The following is a 16,989-nucleotide window of genomic DNA, read 5'->3' as shown; positions in this document are numbered from 1 at the left end:
CTGGCACTTGATTGGGTTGGTTTATGTTAAATACTTGTTCACAAGGTGAGCCACAATGTACAAGAAGTTAAATCTGGTGATGCTGGTCAGCTTATTGGTACTTCAGTTAAGTGGTTGTTCAAAATCTGACTCCACACCTGAAAAGGAAGCTATTCGGCCTGTACGAACGGTGACGGTAGTTTTACAGAATGCTGTTAACACAAGAGAGTTCTCGGGGGTGGTGAAATCTAATAGAAGGGTCGATTTGGCCTTTCGAGTTGGGGGGACACTTTCAGAATTGCCTGCTCGAGAAGGTGATCATGTCAAACAAAATCAAGTGCTCGCCAGACTTGATCAAACTGATTTTGAAATACAGCTAAAGGCGATGCAGGCGGACTTTGATCGAAGTAAGGGAGATTTCGATCGAGCAAAAACATTGTATGAGCGTAATATCTTGTCTCGTTCAGATTATCAAAAGTTGGAGTCGCAGTTCTATATAGCTGAGGCACAATTGGAAAAAGCGCAGCAAGATCTTGCGTATGCAACGATATTAGCTCCATTTGAGGGCTATATAACTAAAAGACATGTTGAGAACTTCTCTGAAATTGCTCCACGCTCCCCTGTATTGACATTAATGGACCTCAATTCATTACTGATCACTATTGAGGTTCCGGAAAGTGTCATGATCCAGGCGCAGAGGGAGGGCATGAGGCCAGAGATGTATGCCACCTTTGATGGCCATGAATCCAGCCAGTTTCCTCTTGAAATCAGAGAGGTTGCGGCCCAGCCTAATACTGGAACACAAACGTATCCTGTTACATTGGCTTTGCCCCCTATCAGGACGTTTAATGTTTTACCTGGTATGTCCGCTGTAGTCCAAGTTCGCCCATTTGAGAAAAACGATGATTCCACTGATGTTGCCTACCTTCCGACGCAGGCAGTATTGGCTGACAGTCAGGGGCATTATGTATTCGTAGCTGTACCCAGCCAGGATGGATACGCTGTTATCGAGAGAAGGCCGGTTGAAGTTGGCGATATATCTGCTTTTGGTATTCAGATAACCGGTGGACTTTCGGGAGGAGAAGAAGTAGTTACGGCTGGTATGAGTAAACTCACACCAGAGATGCACGTCTTGTTAATGGATAAAAATTAAGGGATTTGCATCATGAACCTGACCAAATTTGCACTGGAAAATAATCGAACAGCTTTCGTACTGCTGGGAGTTTTATTGCTGGCTGGGATAATGGCATTTCAATCAATGCCGAGAGCCTACGACCCCGGATTTACAATACGTGCAGCTCAAGTTATTACCTATTTTCCCGGTGCCAGCTCTGAGCGCGTTGAGCAGCTAGTCACAGATAAAATTGAAGAAGCGATACAAGAAATGCCGGAGCTGGATTTCGTTAAAAGCGAATCGCGTACCGGGGTTTCGATAGTCGTTGTCAATATTAAAGAAAGTTATACCGAGATGCGGCCCATTTGGGACTCGTTGCGCAGGAAGGTGGAGGATGTGGCACTTGATTTGCCTGATGGGGTTATCGGGCCTTTCGTTAATGACGAGTTTGGTGACGTATTTGGCATAGTGCTGACTATTACAGGGGAGGGATTCAGCTACGCAGAAATAGAAAATATTGCTTCGGATTCACGTCGTGAGTATCTGCGAATTAATGATGTGGCAAAAGTCGATGTGTTTGGAGAGCAAGAAGAGAGTGTTTTTGTTGACTATGATAACGAGCGACTCTCTGAGCTGAATATTTCGCCATACCAGCTTTCGCAAATGCTGGGGTCAAGGAATGTTTTGACACCTGGTGGTGCAATTACTCTTGGCTCGGAGCGCATTATATTAGAGGCGTCGGGGAATTTTGAGTCGGTTGAAGAAATAGCAAATAGTATTATCCGTATACCAAACACAGAAACGCTCGTATTTCTAAAGGATATCGCTCAGGTTTATCGGGGTTATATCAGCCCTGCAAAATACAAGGTTCGTTCCACCGGTGAGCCGGCGTTGGCTCTGGCAATATCGATGCGGGAAGGTGGAAATAATATTGTTTTAGGTGAGCAAGTGAAAGCCGTTACTGAGCGGTTAAAGCAGTCTTACCCAATTGGTGTGAATTTTAATATCGTAAATTTCTCCCCTGAAGAAGTAGATGCGAAAGTTAAGGGGTTTGTATCCAATCTTCTGCAGGCAGTTGCCGTTGTTACCTTGGTTATGCTGGTGTTCCTGGGGATAAGAACTGGGTTGATCGTTGCAGCGCTGATTCCTTTTAGTATGCTGGTTGCTTTGTTGTTGATGAATGTGCTGTCCATCGGACTGGATCAGATTTCATTGGCTGCATTGATTATAGCTCTTGGAATGCTGGTAGATAATGGCATTGTTATGTCAGAAAATATAATGGTGCAAATGGAGGAGGGTAAAAGTCGAATTGATGCAGCGATTGCTTCAGCCTCTGAATTGAAAATTCCACTCCTTACGTCCTCACTGACAACAGCTGCTGCATTTTTACCAATTTATTTGGCGGAGTCGAGTACTGGCGAGTTCACAGCTTCCCTGTTTAAGGTTGTAACGATTACCCTGCTTTGTTCCTGGCTGTTATCAATGACGATAATTCCATTGTTATGTGTGATTTTTCTAAAGATCAAAACGTCTGGGCAAGAATATAGCAGCCGTTTCTATACCGGTTACCGGAATGTGTTGGGGGCGTTGATCAAGTACCGCTATATGTCACTGCTTGTGGTCGTTGCCCTGTTTTCTGTCTCTTTGTATGGTCTGAAATACATACCCAATATATTTTTCCCACCTTCGGATCGTGCCTATTTCAAGGTGGAACTGGAGCTTCCACAAGGTCGATCTTTGGAGAATATGGAGGAGGTGGTCTCCGGGGTGGAGAACTTTGTGGCAAGAGAGCTTGCTCAAGAGTCTGAATATGGAAAGGCGGTAACAGACTGGATTTCCTACATCGGGAACGGTGGGGCACGATTCGTGTTGACTCATACGCCGAAGCCCAATTCGCCCAGTTACGCTTTGATGGTCATTAATACCAAGTCGGCGGAGGTGATCGATCGGGCGATGGGGGAGATTGAGCGTTTTGTTATCAATAATTATCCCGATGTGGTTGTAAAGCTCAAGAAAATTGAAACAGGCGCTGCAATTGATAACCCCGTTGAAGTACGTGTTTCAGGGGCAGAGTTTGATCGTCTCTTCGAAATTGTTGGGGATTTGAAACAACAGATGAGTCGAAATCCCAACTTGAAAAATATAACCGATGACTGGGGAATTCAGTCTAAAAAGCTTGTTGTCAAAATAGATCAGGCCCGAGCTTTGAGAGCTGGAGTCAGTAGTCAGGATATTGCTGTTTCGCTGCAGGCTGGTATGAGTGGTGTTGAGCTTACCCAGTACAGGGAAGGCTCCGATGTTATTCCTGTCACTATGCGCTCTGAAGCCGCGTTAGAGAACAGCTTTACAAAGCTGGAGGGGTTGTCTGTATACGCACAATCTTCGGGTATCAGTGTGCCTCTAAAGCAAGTCGCGGATATCGAAGTGGTATGGGAGCCGGGGAGGATTCTGAGACGGGATCGAACCAAGACGGTTACAGTCGGAGCACAGCTGGAAGGCGATTACACGGCAGCCGAGGGATTTGCTGAACTACATCCGTGGCTTATTGAGCAGTCCGCTGAGTGGGGTTTGGGATTCCGTTATGAATTGGGCGGGGAAGCCGAATCTTCTGCCAAAGCGAATCAATCAATTATGGATAAGCTACCGATAGCGGTTCTTATCATCGTTATCTTGCTGGTTGGTCAATTTAACTCAATCAGAAAAGCCAGTATCGTGCTGCTAACCATACCCTTGGGGCTGATAGGTGTCATTGTCGGGTTGTTGGTGCTTCGCTCTTTTATGGGATTTATGACACTGCTCGGTATTATTTCTTTAGCCGGGATTGTGATCAATAACGCTATTGTGTTGCTGGAGCGGATCCAAATTGAGCTGGATGAGTTTAAACGCACCCCTTTTGATGCTGTACTGGAAGCTGCGCAGCGCCGAGTTCGCCCCATCTTGCTGACAACGGCAACCACAGTGTTAGGGTTGATCCCTCTTTATTTGGGGGGAGGGGAAATGTGGGAGCCAATGGCCATTTCAATAATGTGCGGTTTACTCTTCGCCACTTTGTTGACGTTGCTGGTAGTGCCTGTGCTTTATTCAACGCTGTTCAAGGTGAAAGCTCACTAATTGAAATATAGCGATGACCCTGTATCCAGAGTAAATATGGGGTCATTTTAGGCCCCTATGTTTGCTATCAATAGTGTCCAAATCCCGATATATTTAGGCGCTGTTTATCGTAGGACTCAATTCATGTTTCTTAACGCAGATCTCGGCGAAAGTTTTGGTGCCTGGAAAATGGGTATGGATGAAGCGGTTATGCCGCATATTCACCAGGCCAATATTGCCTGTGGGTTTCACGCGTCTGACCCGTTGACGATGGATCGCACCGTACAACTGGCTGTAAAGCACGGTGTAACCATTGGTGCCCATCCCGGATATCCGGATCTGGTGGGGTTTGGGCGTCGCTCCATGGCGATGGGGCGGGATGAGGTCATTGCGCTGGTGGCCTATCAGGTGGGTGCCTTGTCAGCTATCTGTCATCGCCATGGCACTACCGTCTCGTATGTAAAACCACATGGTGCGCTCTATAACGACATGATGAAAGATGATGGCCTGTGCAGTGCCATTATGGAGTCCATTTCCGGTGTTGATAGAAACTTATCGATGATGCTGATGAGTACGACTCGCAATGATCATTACCTGCAGATGGCGGACCAATACGGTGTGTCCCTGCAGTTCGAGTTTTTTGCCGATCGCGCCTACACCGACGAGGGTTTACTGGTATCCCGCAATCAGAACGGAGCGGTTTTGCATAATGAAAAAGACATTATTCAGCGAGTCAAACAGCTGCTGGAAGAGGGCAGTGTCACTACGGTTAATGAGAAGCGATTACGGTTAACCGCAGATACCATCTGCGTTCACGGCGATAACCCGGAATCAATACAGGTCGCTGCCAGTTTGCGCCAGCTGATTGATGGGGCGGTTGAGTGAGTTCAGAAGTTTCCATTGTTCCAGCCAGTGAAGAAGCGATAATTATTTACCTGGCTGAACAGGCTGACGAAACGGTTTTGGAAAAGATTCGCGTGCTTGGTGAGTTGATTGAGTCCAGGCTATCTGAATTTGTTGTTGATCTGGTGCCTTCTTTTACCAGCCTGACAGTCTATTACGACGTATCCCATATCGATTACTCCCAGCTGCGCCATAGCTTGCAGGCAATTGTGAGTGAGCTTTTGCAGGGAGAGCTTCCCGAATCAGAAAGTCGATACCTGGAATTGCCCGTTTATTACGGCGAAAAAGTCGCTGAAGATATGGCGCGTGTTTGTGAATTAACCGGGATGACTGCCGAGCAGGTTGTGGAGTTGCACAGCCAGTGTGAGCTGCGAGTCTATGCACTGGGGTTTAGACCCGGTTTTGGCTTTATGGGCTCTTTGCCGGAAGCTTTAAAAGTACCTCGACTGGATACACCAAGAAAAAAAGTCCCGAAAGGCGCTGTAGCGATCACCGAGACACAAACGGCGGTTTATCCAGATGTCAGCCCCGGTGGCTGGAATATTATTGGTCGTTGTCCACTGGAGATGTTTGATCGAAGTGGCCCGGAGCCAGCAGCCCTTTTACAGGTGGGTGATCGAGTGAAATTTGTACCTGTGGATCGCGACGAATTTATTCGGTTGGGAGGGCAGTTGTGAGCCTGACGATTGTCAATCCGGGATTGGTATCACTGTTACAGGATGGTGGCCGCTTCGGCTCTCAACACCGGGGAATTACGACCGGTGGCCCGCTGGACAGCCACGCTTTTTGCTGGGCCAATAAACTACTGGATAACAATCCCAACGCTACCCAGATTGAAATCTGTTACGGCAATTTTTCGGCGCGATTTAACCGGGGTGTTCGGTTTGCCATTACCGGTGCTGATCTCAATTGGCGTCTGGACGGAATGCCGTTGATGCTGTGGCGTACTCATTACGCCGAGGCTGGATCGGTGCTCAGCGCAGAATCGCCACGATCAGGTTTGCGCAGTTACCTGGCTGTGCATGGTGGCTTTAATGTACCGCAGGTTCTGGGCAGTTGCGCAACGGTAATGGGAGATCAGCTGGGTGGGTTGGCAGATGGCAAGCCACTTCAGGGCAGCGATGAGATTACTTACGATGTGGGCGAGCCGGGAATACTGAATCGCGTCAGTCGCCATTTCCGGCCCGACTACACCAAGCCGGCAATTCTACGTGTGATGCCGAGTAACCAGTTCGATAAGTTTTCCCAACAGACACGTCGGCAATTCTTTGGACAGAGATATCACTTGTCTAATCGTGCTGATCGAATGGGGTGCCGCATGGAAGGCAAGCCGCTCAGCGATATACCGGGAAATATGGTGTCGGAAGCAGTCGCTTTGGGTTCGATACAGGTGCCCAGTGATGGACAACCAATCATATTGCTCAATGATCGGCAGACCATTGGTGGTTATCCAAAACTCGGCAACATTTATGCAGTGGATATTGCCAGGTTGGCCCAGTGTCAGCCCGGTGACGAGATCCGCTTTGAGTTAGGGAGCCTGGAAGAGGCTCAATACGAGCTTTGCCTGTTCAGGCAGTTTTTTGATTTTCATCCAAAATTAAAAGCAAAAATATAAATTAAAGAGCACTTCTAAAAAAAGTGCATTTTTAAATAAGAAGGGGGCAGGAGTGAAAAAACATATTCTAATGGCTGTGGCGTTATTGTGGGGAACGTCGGCCGTTGCAGAGACCTTATGGCACATGCCGACACCCTACGGTGATCGAAACTTTCATACCGCCAACATTATTGAATTTGCTGATCAGGTCAGCCAGGCCAGCAACGGAGAGTTTTTGATCAAAACTCACAGTGCTGGCTCGCTGTTCAAGCACCCGGAAATTGCCACTGTTGTGAGACGAGGGCTGGTTCCTATTGGTGAGTTGCTGATGTCGAGGCTGGGGAATGAAAATCCGCTCTATGAACTCGACTCCATCCCGTTTCTCGCCTCAAATTACGAACAGGCGTATCAACTGTGGCAGGCAAGTCGTCCCGAAATCGAGAAGGTGTTAAGTGAACGCGGGATGAAGTTACTGTTTGCGGTTCCCTGGCCCCCTCAGGGGCTGTATGCCTCTCGCGAATTGGCCGATACGTCCGATATGGCCGGGTTGAGAGTTCGCGCCTACAACCGGGCAACCGAGCAGATTGCACTGGCTGTAAACGCAGTACCAACCCAGGTTGAAGCGCCAGATATACCCACAGCATTCAGTACCGGCCGGGTAGACGCCATGATTACTTCGCCGAGTACCGGTGCCAACACCCAGGCCTGGGATTATGTCTCTCACTACTATCCAATCAATGCCTTCCTTGTGAAAAACATGGTAGTGGTCAATCAACAGGCGTTTGACAGCTTAACCGTGGAGCAACGCCAGATTTTGCTGGATGCTGCCAAGCAGGCAGAGCTGCGTGGCTGGCAGGCGAGTAGAGAAGAGACCGATCGAACTGTGGCAATAATGGCCGAGAAAGGGATGAGCATTACCCAACCAACAGCGCATTTTATGGAGCAGCTGCATGGTGTTGGTGAGCAGATGATCGAAGAGTGGCTGAATCGCTCCGGGGTAGAGGGTAGGGCTGTTATTGATGCTTATCGCAAGCTCTCTGAAGCTATTGACCAGGAGGGCAATTGATATGCGCTGTTTGTTGAATACGATTTACAAAGCCAGTGGCGTATTGGCAGCAGCCTGTTTGGCGTCGATTGGTTTACTTGTATTGGCACAGGTGATGTGTCGAATCATTAATGGCATCGCCAAATCAATAAGTGGTGAATCGCTGGGATTGGTGATTCCATCGGTGGCTGAATTTGCGGCCTTTTTATTGGTTGCTTCGGCATTTCTGGGGCTGGCCTATAGCATGCGGCACGGCAGTCATATTCGCGTGTCGCTGCTGACACAAAAATTATCGGCTCAGGCCAAACGCAAGGTAGAAATATTCTGTCTGTTGACCGGCTTTTTGTTAGCGGCATTTTGCAGTTGGCATGCGGTGCTGCTTGTGTTGGACAGCTGGCAGTTTCATGAACAATCCTACGGAGTTATCTCGGTGTCGCTGTGGTGGGTTCAGTTGCCTATGGCGCTGGGGCTCGTGATTTTATCAATTGCCCTGCTGGATGATCTGGTTGTTGTTCTGGGTGGAGAGGATGCGTCATACACACTGGTGGATGCCTCTGAAGATATGGAGGTAGCCGAGTGATGCTTGAAGGAATGAATGCGCTTCTTTTGTTGCTAACCACTGTGGTGGTAATGCTGGTATTGCTTGGCAGCAGTTTGTGGGTGGCTTTGGCCCTGGTAGGAACCGGTTTTGTCATGCTGACGGTTTTTACACCGGTAGATCCCGGGCTGGCGATATCGTTTGCGTTTTGGGGCTCCAGTAATTCCTGGGAGCTGGCAGCGCTACCCATGTTTATCTGGATGGGGGAGATTCTGTTTCGAACGCGGTTGTCGTCCGATATGTTTGCCGGCTTATCCCCTTGGGTATCCCGACTTCCCGGTGGCTTGATGCATACCAATGTATTGGGTTCCGGCGTGTTTGCGGCTATCTCTGGTTCGTCGGCGGCAACGGCAGCTACCATCGGCAAAATGACAGTTCCGGAACTGAGAAAACGTGGCTATGACGAAAAAATGATGGTGGGCACATTGGCGGGCTCAGGTACTCTGGGATTGCTGGTTCCACCGTCCATTATTTTGATTGTTTATGGTGCCGGCTCAGAACAGTCAATCGCTCGGCTGTTTATCGCCGGCATTATTCCTGCACTGGTTTTGATTGGCCTGTTCATCGGCTATGTGATGATCTGGTCGATGCTGAATCGCGACAAAGTACCCCAGGAGTCTGAGCCTGCGGGTTGGCGTGAGAAGTGGCAGGGACTGAAAAAACTTACCCCGGCGGTGGCTTTGATTGCGGGAATTATCGGATCAATTTACAGCGGACTTGCATCACCAACCGAGGCCGCTGCAGTTGGGGTTGCACTGGCACTCTTGTTAGCGCGCATGACGGGTTCACTTACCAGAGATAGCTTTACTGCTTCACTGATGGGTGCCATGCGCACTTCCTGCATGATCATTTTTATTCTTGCAGGGGCAGCGTTTTTGACCGTTGCCATGGGCTTTACCGGTATCCCTGAGCTGTTGGCCAACTGGGTGGGTGAGCAGCAGTTTTCACCACTGTGGTTGCTGGTGGCGCTGACGGTATTGTTTATTCTGTTGGGTTGTTTTCTGGATGGTATTTCCGTTGTGGTATTAACTACATCCATCGTATTGCCACTGGTGGATGCCGCCGGATTTGACCTGATCTGGTTTGGTATTTACCTGGTTCTGGTGGTGGAGATGTCGCAGATTACACCGCCGGTAGGCTTTAACCTGTTTGTACTGCAATCTCTCACGGGTAAGAACATTCTCTATATCGCCAAAGCAGCGCTGCCGTTTTTTGTGATACTGCTGCTGATGGTTGCATTGATCTCGGCGATGCCGGAGATGGTTACCTGGTTGCCCGAGAATATGTAGTTGTCTTTAATAATGCTTAAAGGTAAAAAAGGCCCTGGTACTACCGTAATGCTATTCACTTAAATTCTTAGAAGTACTTGTCATCCCCGCGAAAGCGGGGATCCATTTCGAAAAATACTCGGAATGGCGGATTATCGCCTCCGGCACTCAATCCTTAGTCCCGCCTACGCGGGAATGACGATATTTCTTAAGTGAACTACATTGCCGGCAGTACCGGGGCTTTTATGTTGTTTCAAACAGCTATTACATTGTGCAATCGTAGCAGCGCAAGTAATAGCCTTTCGGATCGTTTAAAGCATTAAGTTCCTGTACTAGTGGTGAAGCTGCTCCGGTCCACAGATTCTGTAATGAATCAGGCAAGAAAGATTGAATATCAATCTTTGCCACACCGATATTGCCGTTGGATAGTTCCCGCAGAATTTGCTCGCGCAGAGTCAGTGGCTTTTCAACAAACTCAGCTTGGTAATCGGTTAAGTTGGCCAGTTGCGCAGCCGCATTAATCGCATCCTTCAGGCCTCCGAGATGATCAACCAGTCCAAGTTGTTGGGCGCGGGTGCCAGTCCAGACCCGACCTTGGGCAACTTGATGAACTTCTTGTGGGGTAGAGTTGCGGCCTTCGGCAACCAGCTCCAGAAAGTCCTGATAAATGCCATCAACCGTCGCCTGAATCACGCGATTGGATTTTTCATTCATCGGCAACAGCGGTGACGCAAATCCGGCCATATCCGTTGAGCCTACGCCATCTATATTGATGCCAATTTCCTTGAGGCTGTTTTCCAGAGTCGGGAGCATGCCAAACACACCGATGGAGCCGGTAATAGTGGAAGGTGAGGCCCAGATCTGATCGGCATTTGCCGAAATCCAATAGCCACCTGAAGCCGCAACACTGCCCATTGAAACGACTACCGGAATACCCTGTTTTTTCAGGTTTACAACTTGCTGGCGAATAACTTCCGAAGCGTATGCACTACCTCCAGGGCTGTCCACACGAAGTACTACTGCTTTGTAATTTGGGTTCTGTTGAACCTGTTTGAGTAGGTTGGCCAGGGTATCGCCGCCTATAGTGCCGGAAGGGTGGTCGCCATCGAGGATTTCGCCTTTAGCGACGACTACGGCAACCTTTTTCTCAGCCAGAAAACCGTTCGCCATCTCATGGGCGCGAACATCGGCTATATAGCGTCGTAATTCCACACGGGGGTATTGGCCGTTACCGTTATGGCCAATTTTTTGAATCAACAGGTTCTGCATCTCATCGCGGGTTGCAATGCCATCCACAAGCCCGGCACTGAGTGCCAGTTTCGCGGTGTTTCCGCCTTGCTTGATCAGCTCGCTGTCCATATTCGCGATGTAATCGCTGATGGCACCCACCGGCAGTTCACGCTGTGACTCGATATGACCGGTATAGATTTTCCAGAGCGCATTAACCCACTCGCTGTTGTGCTCTTTGGAGGCATCCGACATGTTTGTGCGGGTAAATGGTTCGACAGCGTCCTTGAAAGTACCCACTTTAAAAACGTGGACGTTTACTTTCAGTTTATCGAGCGCGTCTTTGAAGTAGGGGCGAAAGCTGCCCATCCCTGTAATCTCTACCGCACCCATCGGGTTTACATAAATCTCGTCCGCATGGCTGGCTAGAAAGTATTGGGCCTGACTGTAGTTGTCCGCTACGGCAATAACCGGCTTTCCGCTCTCTTTGAAGCGTGAAATGGCCTGACCTACTGTTTCCAGTTTACTCAGGCTGCCGCCACTGAATTGTCCCAGCTCCAGCACCAGTCCTTTAATACGTTTGTCTTTGGCGGCACTGTCGACTGCATCGGTAACATCGCGAACCAGTGTCTCAAGTTGCCGGGTGCTTCCCATTTGTGCGAGTGGTGAAACAAAACTGAGTTGCTCTACCAGTTCGCCTTGCAGTGCCAGTCGCAGTGCGACGTCGTGTTTGATGGGTTCCGGTCGAGAAACAATTGCGATCAGGATCACTACCAAAATCAGTAACACGGTGATACGAACAAACAGGCTCAGAATGGTTTTTGCCAGGGATTTAAGCGAGCTGCCGATAAATTGCAGGCCGCGGCGAAAAATTCCCGGGGATTGGTTGCTCATGGTATTACCTCCTTGAAAATCCAGTTATAGCAGACTGCGCTGTTTCCAGCGGCTAAACATCATTGCAGAAATAAACAATATGCAGACCCAAACCATCTCCATTACATCCCAGACACTGGGTTCGGGCTTAAACAGGTTTACAGTGATTACCGTAAAGTACATCAGGCAGACAAAGCACAGCATGGAATAGCTCTTGTAGTGCTCTTTCAGCATGCCAGGAATAAAAATCAACAGGGGCAGCAGGGTGATTGCGTAAATCATTAGAGGCGCATCTCGCAATAACGCATTAAAAAACAGCGTAATAATAAATGCGCCGTAGCTTAACCATGTGAGCCAGCGTGCCAGTGATAATTTGCAGGAGTTTTCCATGATGTTCTCGGTTAATTATTTAAGTTTGCTCGCCAGTTTGGCAATGCGCTGACCCAGGGCACGACAGAGCTCAATCTCATCCTTTGAAAGCCCTATGTCACTGTTGGTGCCAGCCTTGTGGGACGGGCCGTAGGGTGTGCCACCGGTTTGAGTGCGATTTAGCGCAGCTTCGGAATAGGGGATTCCGGCAATAACCATACCGTGGTGCAGCAGTGGCAGCATCATACTCAATAGAGTCGACTCCTGGCCGCCATGCAAACTACCGGTGGAGGTAAAAGTTGCTGCCGGTATTCCAATCAGGTCGCCGTTTAACCACTCTTCTGACGTGCTGTCGATAAAGTACTTCAGCGGTGCAGCCATATTTCCGAAGCGGGTCGGGCTGCCCAGGATCAACCCGCTGCAGTTGCGCAGATCTTCTTTGGTGGCGTAGAGATCGCCTTGCTCTGGAATATCTGATTCGGTGGCCTCGCAAACAGTAGAGACGGCGGGGACGGTACGCAGCCTGCCTTCCATTCCTGCGGCTTCGACGCCCTCTGCGATCTGCTCAGCCATGGTGCGGGTATTGCCCGAGCGGCTGTAGTACAGAATCAATACGTAGTTGTCAGACATTGTGATTGTGGCCCCCAAGTGTTTATCTTGAGCCGAACAGTAACCCGGCTCTTTCTAGGGCCTGTTGACACTAATTGAATATTCGCTGCTGAAGGCCATTTTTTTGGCCAGCAAGGCAGAAGGAGTGCAGTGTAGTCAATCTACATAAGCGACTGATAACACAGCTGGGCGAAAAAATGCCCTCAGCCCTTCGGGTTGAGGCTAAAAACGCGCCACCCTGCGTTATTCGTCGTTTATTTGGAATGACCAAACCACTCTCCTCATGCCTTGATTGGCGCTTTTTTAGTCACAACAGCAAGTATTCAATTAGTGCCAACAGGCCCTAATTACAGGATATCCAGTACAGCTTCCGGTGGGCGTCCTAAGGCAGCTTTTTCACCGTTTACCACAATCGGGCGCTGAATCAATTTCGGATGCGCTACCATGGCCTCGATCAGTTGTGCTTCAGTCAGGCTGGTGTCTGCCAGGTTCTGTTCTTTATAGGCATCTTCACCGCTGCGAATAAGGTCGCGAGCGCTTATGTCGAGTTTGCTCAATAATCCCTTGAGTTCGTCAGCAGACGGGGTATTTTCCAAATAGAGAACGACTTCCGGCTCAATGCCACGCTCTTCCAATAGTTTGAGGGTTTCGCGGGATTTGGAGCAACGGGGGTTATGGTAGATAGTAGTCATAGTATTTTGTCTAATATTAGTCGTAGATAATAAAAACAGCATTCTAAAGGGAATAACCGGTATGAGCCAGTTGATGGAAGTGGTCAAGGCGCGCACTTATTTGGTGTGGCAGTTTGTTCACCATGTCGGGACGCGCTTTTTCCGAGATGGCTGCCAGGAGAGGGCAGCTGCACTCACTTATATGACGTTGTTTGCACTGGTGCCGATGCTCACCGTCACCTTCACCATGCTGTCCTTTATTCCCGATTTTCAGGGGATGGATGAGAAACTGCAGTCGCTGCTATTTGACTATTTTCTACCCGAAGTCAGCCATGGACTGCAGGATTACATCAATGGCTTTATGGTTCAGGCCAGGAAACTAAGCTGGTTTGGGGTCGCTATTCTCGTCGTTACTTCCTACATGATGCTGGTCAATATCGAAAAGGCTTTCAACAAGATATGGGGAACTGTCGGTCGTCGACGTGGCTTGACCAGCTTTCTGCTCTACTGGGCAATTTTGAGTCTGGGACCGTTACTGGTAGGTGTCGGCTTGTGGATGAATGCCTATCTGCTGTCTTATCAATGGTTGGTGGATGAATACGATACCCTGGGCCTGGTAGCGACCCTGTTTCAGGTATTACCACTATTGTTGACCTGGGTGGTGGCGACGCTGTTGTTTGTGGCTGTACCAAATTGTCGGGTGCGCTTTCGCGACGCATTGCTGGGCGGTCTATTGACCACGCTTTTGTTTGAAGGGTTACAAGCTGTCTTTGGGGTGGTGGTAGCGCACAGCAGCTTTCGAACTGTATATGGAGCTTTCGCTGTAGTGCCGCTGTTTCTCTTATGGGTTTACATGGTGTGGACTCTGCTGCTGATCGGTGCAGAACTGGTACGCGGCCGAGAGACCTTTAAAGCGGAGGTGCAGGGCTTTCATTTCCCCAATTTGGTGGCCGCATTGTTGGTTCTTTATCGCGCTTACACTCTCCAGCAGCGCGGAGCCGGTGTAACGGATCGTCACATGCTGAAAGCGGGAATTGATCAACAGCATTGGCAGAGTTTGCGGAATATGATGCTTGAAAATAATTTGCTGGCAGTATCGGCCAAAGGACAGTATCTGGTAACTCGAGACCTCAGAAGGGTGACGATTGCCGAAATAGTGTCTATGTTTGGAGAGCAGTTTACCGCCCAACCATCAGCCGAAGCAGCGCAAAAGCTGGAACGATATGACTGGTTCAGGTGTCTGAGTAGGATGCTTTCAGGGACGAATGAGCATTTGAAACCACTCATGCATAAATCTGTGGGGGATTTATTCGATGATAATAAAGAAAGCGAACCAGATTAGATTGTCATTAATTGCCCTTCTCTCAGTCTTTTTGCTGACGACTGGGTGTAAGCAGGAATCTATCGAAGACTATCCATTATTGGGTGGCGACTCGATCAACTTTGAAGATTTGCACGGGAAAGCCGTGTTATTGGTCTACTGGGCAGATTGGTGTGTCACCTGTCGAGGCGCGATTGAAGAGATAAACAACTTTGCCAGTGGACACAAGGAAAATGTTGTCACTCTTGGTGTGAATATGGATCACTTGCAGGGTGAAAAGCTGGCCAAGCAGGCCGAGATGCTGGGGATTAAATTCCCATTATTGTTGGATGACCCCCGCAGTCGTTTTGGGGTTGAGCCCAGCGAGGTGTTACCAGAAATCTTGGTTATTGATCGTGAAGGTCGTTTCCAGCAACTGTTGATGGGGCCGCAAAGTGTGGAAGCCCTGGAGATGGTGATTCTCAAGATGGAGGGAGACATGGATTACCCGAATGGCGAGCAGGGGACGTAGTTGTGGAAGTCACCACCAAAGGTATTGTTTCCGGAAAGGTCCAGGGTGTCTGGTTTCGAAAGTTTGTGCAAGGGCATGCCGAGGAGAACGGGGTAACCGGCTACGCAGCGAATTTGCCCGATGGTACGGTTGAAGTGTTGTTGAGCGGTGATTCAGCTGCTGTATTGATGGTTCAAGCGCAGGTCAGTGTTGGCCCGCCTGATGCAGAAGTGGATCAGGTAGTTTGGGAGGATTCACCCCTTAGAGGTATAACCGGCTTTTCGGTACGCTGATAAAGTAAAAAAGTAAGAGTTAAAAGATGGGAGCTGCCCCAGAGCCAATACAGGTGCTGGGGCTTATTTTTATCCCGATGACTATTGGTGGAGTAGACAATGGATAATTTACGCAAATTTTATATTGATGGTGAATGGGTTGAGCCTTTGCAGGCACGGGATTTACCGGTGGAAAACCCGGCCACTGGCGAGCAGGTGGCGACTACCGTACTGGGTGGTGCACAAGATGTCGAGCGTGCTATTACTGCAGCGCGTAATGCCTTTGAATCCTTCTCTCAAACCACCCGCGAAGAGCGTCTGGAGATGATGGAGCGCCTGCTGGCTTGCTATATGGAGCGTTATGACGAAGTTGCTGCAGCAATAACCATGGAAATGGGAGCTCCAATTTCATTTTCCAAAGCCGCCCAGGCCGATACTGGTCGAGGCCATATCCAGGCGGCGATTGATGCGCTGCGTGATTTCCGGTTTGAAGAGGACACTCGAAATGCCAAGGTTGTTCGTGAACCAATCGGCGTGTGTGGATTTATCTGTCCCTGGAACTGGCCGATCAACCAGATCGCCTGCAAAGTAGCGCCGGCACTGGCTGCTGGATGTACCATGGTCATGAAGCCGAGTCAGGTTGCCCCTTTGTCTGCTTACCTGTTTGCCGATATTTGTCATCAGGCCGGACTGCCAAAAGGTGTGTTCAATATGGTCAATGGCAGCGGTGCCGAGGTCGGTCATATTCTGTCCACCCATCCGGAAGTGGATATGGTGTCTGTTACTGGCTCTACCCGTGTGGGAGCTTCGGTTTCCAAAGATGCTGCGGATAGCATCAAGCGTGTTGCCCTTGAGCTGGGTGGTAAATCACCTCACCTGATTCTGGACGATGCCGATATGGAAAAGGCAGTGAAGTGGGGAGTGTTCAACTGTTTTGAAAACAGTGGCCAGTCCTGCAATGCGCCCACTCGTATGCTGGTGCCGCAATCACGTTATGAAGAAGCGCTGGAAATTGCCCAGCGTATCGCTGCAAAAGTTCAGGTGGGCGACCCCACACAGGAGGGGCGCCATATTGGGCCAATGGCCAGCCAGAACCAGTACGACACTACCCAGAAATATATTCAAATTGGTATTGATGAAGGTGCGCGTCTGCTTTGTGGTGGCCTGGGTAAACCGGAAGGCTTTGAGGTTGGTCACTACGCCAGGCCGACCATTTTTGCCGATGTTCGCAATGACATGACTATCGCCCAGGAAGAGATTTTTGGCCCGGTGCTGAGCATTATTCCGTATGGTGATGAGGAAGAGGGCATTGCTATTGCCAACGATACTATCTACGGATTGGCGGGATATGTTCACGGCGGCGATATGGAACGCAACCGTCGCGTGGCGCGTCGAATCAAGGCCGGCATGATTCATATCAATGGTGCTTACCAGGATTACGATGCCCCGTTTGGTGGGTACAAGCAATCCGGTAATGGTCGTGAGTGGGGAGAATACGCGCTACACGATTTTCTGGAGATCAAGGCAATTAACGGCTACAACGGATAGTTGCTTTTTATTGCTTGA

The 16,989-nt window shown here is 49.3% G+C and carries 16 protein-coding genes; 12 read left to right on the top strand and 4 right to left on the bottom strand.

What is annotated here, in order from left to right; translation table 11 throughout:
* The first annotated feature begins 55 nt into the window (after positions 1-55).
* From QP938_08860 to QP938_08825, 8 genes are all read left to right on the top strand, one after another.
* On the top strand, positions 56-1,132 hold the full coding sequence (locus tag QP938_08860) for an efflux RND transporter periplasmic adaptor subunit (protein WIO73409.1): 1,077 nt from the start codon (positions 56-58) through the stop codon (positions 1,130-1,132).
* A 12-nt stretch (positions 1,133-1,144) separates the two neighbouring features.
* Positions 1,145-4,204 carry an efflux RND transporter permease subunit gene (locus QP938_08855; GenBank protein ID WIO73408.1) on the top strand — a complete coding sequence of 1,020 codons (3,060 nt, stop codon included), beginning with the start codon at positions 1,145-1,147 and terminating at the stop codon, positions 4,202-4,204.
* Between the two features lie 123 nt (positions 4,205-4,327).
* Positions 4,328-5,068, top strand: coding sequence for a 5-oxoprolinase subunit PxpA (locus QP938_08850; GenBank protein WIO73407.1), 741 nt, complete (start codon positions 4,328-4,330; stop codon positions 5,066-5,068).
* Complete coding sequence (gene pxpB, locus QP938_08845; GenBank protein ID WIO73406.1) at positions 5,065-5,763, top strand: 5-oxoprolinase subunit PxpB; 699 nt, start codon at positions 5,065-5,067, stop codon at positions 5,761-5,763. The genes QP938_08850 and pxpB overlap by 4 nt, the downstream gene beginning before the upstream one ends.
* The gene (locus QP938_08840; protein WIO73405.1) at positions 5,760-6,701 is read left to right on the top strand and encodes a biotin-dependent carboxyltransferase family protein; all 942 of its coding nucleotides are present in this window, start codon (positions 5,760-5,762) and stop codon (positions 6,699-6,701) included. The genes pxpB and QP938_08840 overlap by 4 nt, the downstream gene beginning before the upstream one ends.
* A gap of 52 nt (positions 6,702-6,753) precedes the next feature.
* The gene (locus QP938_08835) at positions 6,754-7,746 is read left to right on the top strand and encodes a TRAP transporter substrate-binding protein (GenBank protein ID WIO73404.1); all 993 of its coding nucleotides are present in this window, start codon (positions 6,754-6,756) and stop codon (positions 7,744-7,746) included.
* 1 nt (position 7,747) lies between these two features.
* Positions 7,748-8,305: a TRAP transporter small permease gene (locus QP938_08830; GenBank protein ID WIO73403.1), complete on the top strand. Its 558-nt coding sequence runs from the start codon at positions 7,748-7,750 to the stop codon at positions 8,303-8,305.
* Positions 8,305-9,612: a TRAP transporter large permease subunit gene (locus QP938_08825; protein ID WIO75646.1), complete on the top strand. Its 1,308-nt coding sequence runs from the start codon at positions 8,305-8,307 to the stop codon at positions 9,610-9,612. The genes QP938_08830 and QP938_08825 overlap by 1 nt, the downstream gene beginning before the upstream one ends.
* 243 nt (positions 9,613-9,855) lie before the next feature.
* Here the strand turns inward: QP938_08825 and sppA are convergent, their stop codons facing one another.
* The 4 genes from sppA to arsC all read right to left on the bottom strand — a co-directional run bounded on the left by sppA (position 9,856) and on the right by arsC (position 13,361).
* Positions 9,856-11,712: a signal peptide peptidase SppA gene (gene sppA / locus QP938_08820; GenBank protein WIO73402.1), complete on the bottom strand. Its 1,857-nt coding sequence runs from the start codon at positions 11,710-11,712 to the stop codon at positions 9,856-9,858.
* Positions 11,713-11,736: 24 nt separating this feature from the next.
* Positions 11,737-12,081, bottom strand: a complete 345-nt coding sequence (locus tag QP938_08815; GenBank protein ID WIO73401.1) for a DUF2069 domain-containing protein — start codon at positions 12,079-12,081, stop codon at positions 11,737-11,739.
* Between the two features lie 15 nt (positions 12,082-12,096).
* Positions 12,097-12,690, bottom strand: a complete 594-nt coding sequence (gene wrbA, locus QP938_08810; GenBank protein WIO73400.1) for an NAD(P)H:quinone oxidoreductase — start codon at positions 12,688-12,690, stop codon at positions 12,097-12,099.
* A gap of 326 nt (positions 12,691-13,016) precedes the next feature.
* The gene (gene arsC, locus QP938_08805; GenBank protein WIO73399.1) at positions 13,017-13,361 is read right to left on the bottom strand and encodes an arsenate reductase (glutaredoxin); all 345 of its coding nucleotides are present in this window, start codon (positions 13,359-13,361) and stop codon (positions 13,017-13,019) included.
* Positions 13,362-13,422: 61 nt separating this feature from the next.
* On the opposite strand from arsC, the gene QP938_08800 reads away from it, so the two are divergent.
* From QP938_08800 to QP938_08785, 4 genes are all read left to right on the top strand, one after another.
* Positions 13,423-14,682: a YihY family inner membrane protein gene (locus QP938_08800; protein WIO73398.1), complete on the top strand. Its 1,260-nt coding sequence runs from the start codon at positions 13,423-13,425 to the stop codon at positions 14,680-14,682.
* Positions 14,654-15,172, top strand: a complete 519-nt coding sequence (locus tag QP938_08795) for a TlpA disulfide reductase family protein (GenBank protein ID WIO73397.1) — start codon at positions 14,654-14,656, stop codon at positions 15,170-15,172. The genes QP938_08800 and QP938_08795 overlap by 29 nt, the downstream gene beginning before the upstream one ends.
* Positions 15,173-15,174: 2 nt before the next feature.
* Positions 15,175-15,444 carry an acylphosphatase gene (locus QP938_08790; GenBank protein ID WIO73396.1) on the top strand — a complete coding sequence of 90 codons (270 nt, stop codon included), beginning with the start codon at positions 15,175-15,177 and terminating at the stop codon, positions 15,442-15,444.
* Between the two features lie 99 nt (positions 15,445-15,543).
* Positions 15,544-16,971, top strand: coding sequence for an aldehyde dehydrogenase family protein (locus QP938_08785; GenBank protein WIO73395.1), 1,428 nt, complete (start codon positions 15,544-15,546; stop codon positions 16,969-16,971).
* Positions 16,972-16,989 lie beyond the last annotated feature (18 nt).

This window comes from Porticoccaceae bacterium LTM1, from assembly GCA_030252795.1.
GTDB lineage: Bacteria > Pseudomonadota > Gammaproteobacteria > Pseudomonadales > Porticoccaceae > SCSIO-12696.
Note: the sequence above shows the minus strand (reverse complement) of the source record. Positions and strands in the feature narration are given on the sequence as shown.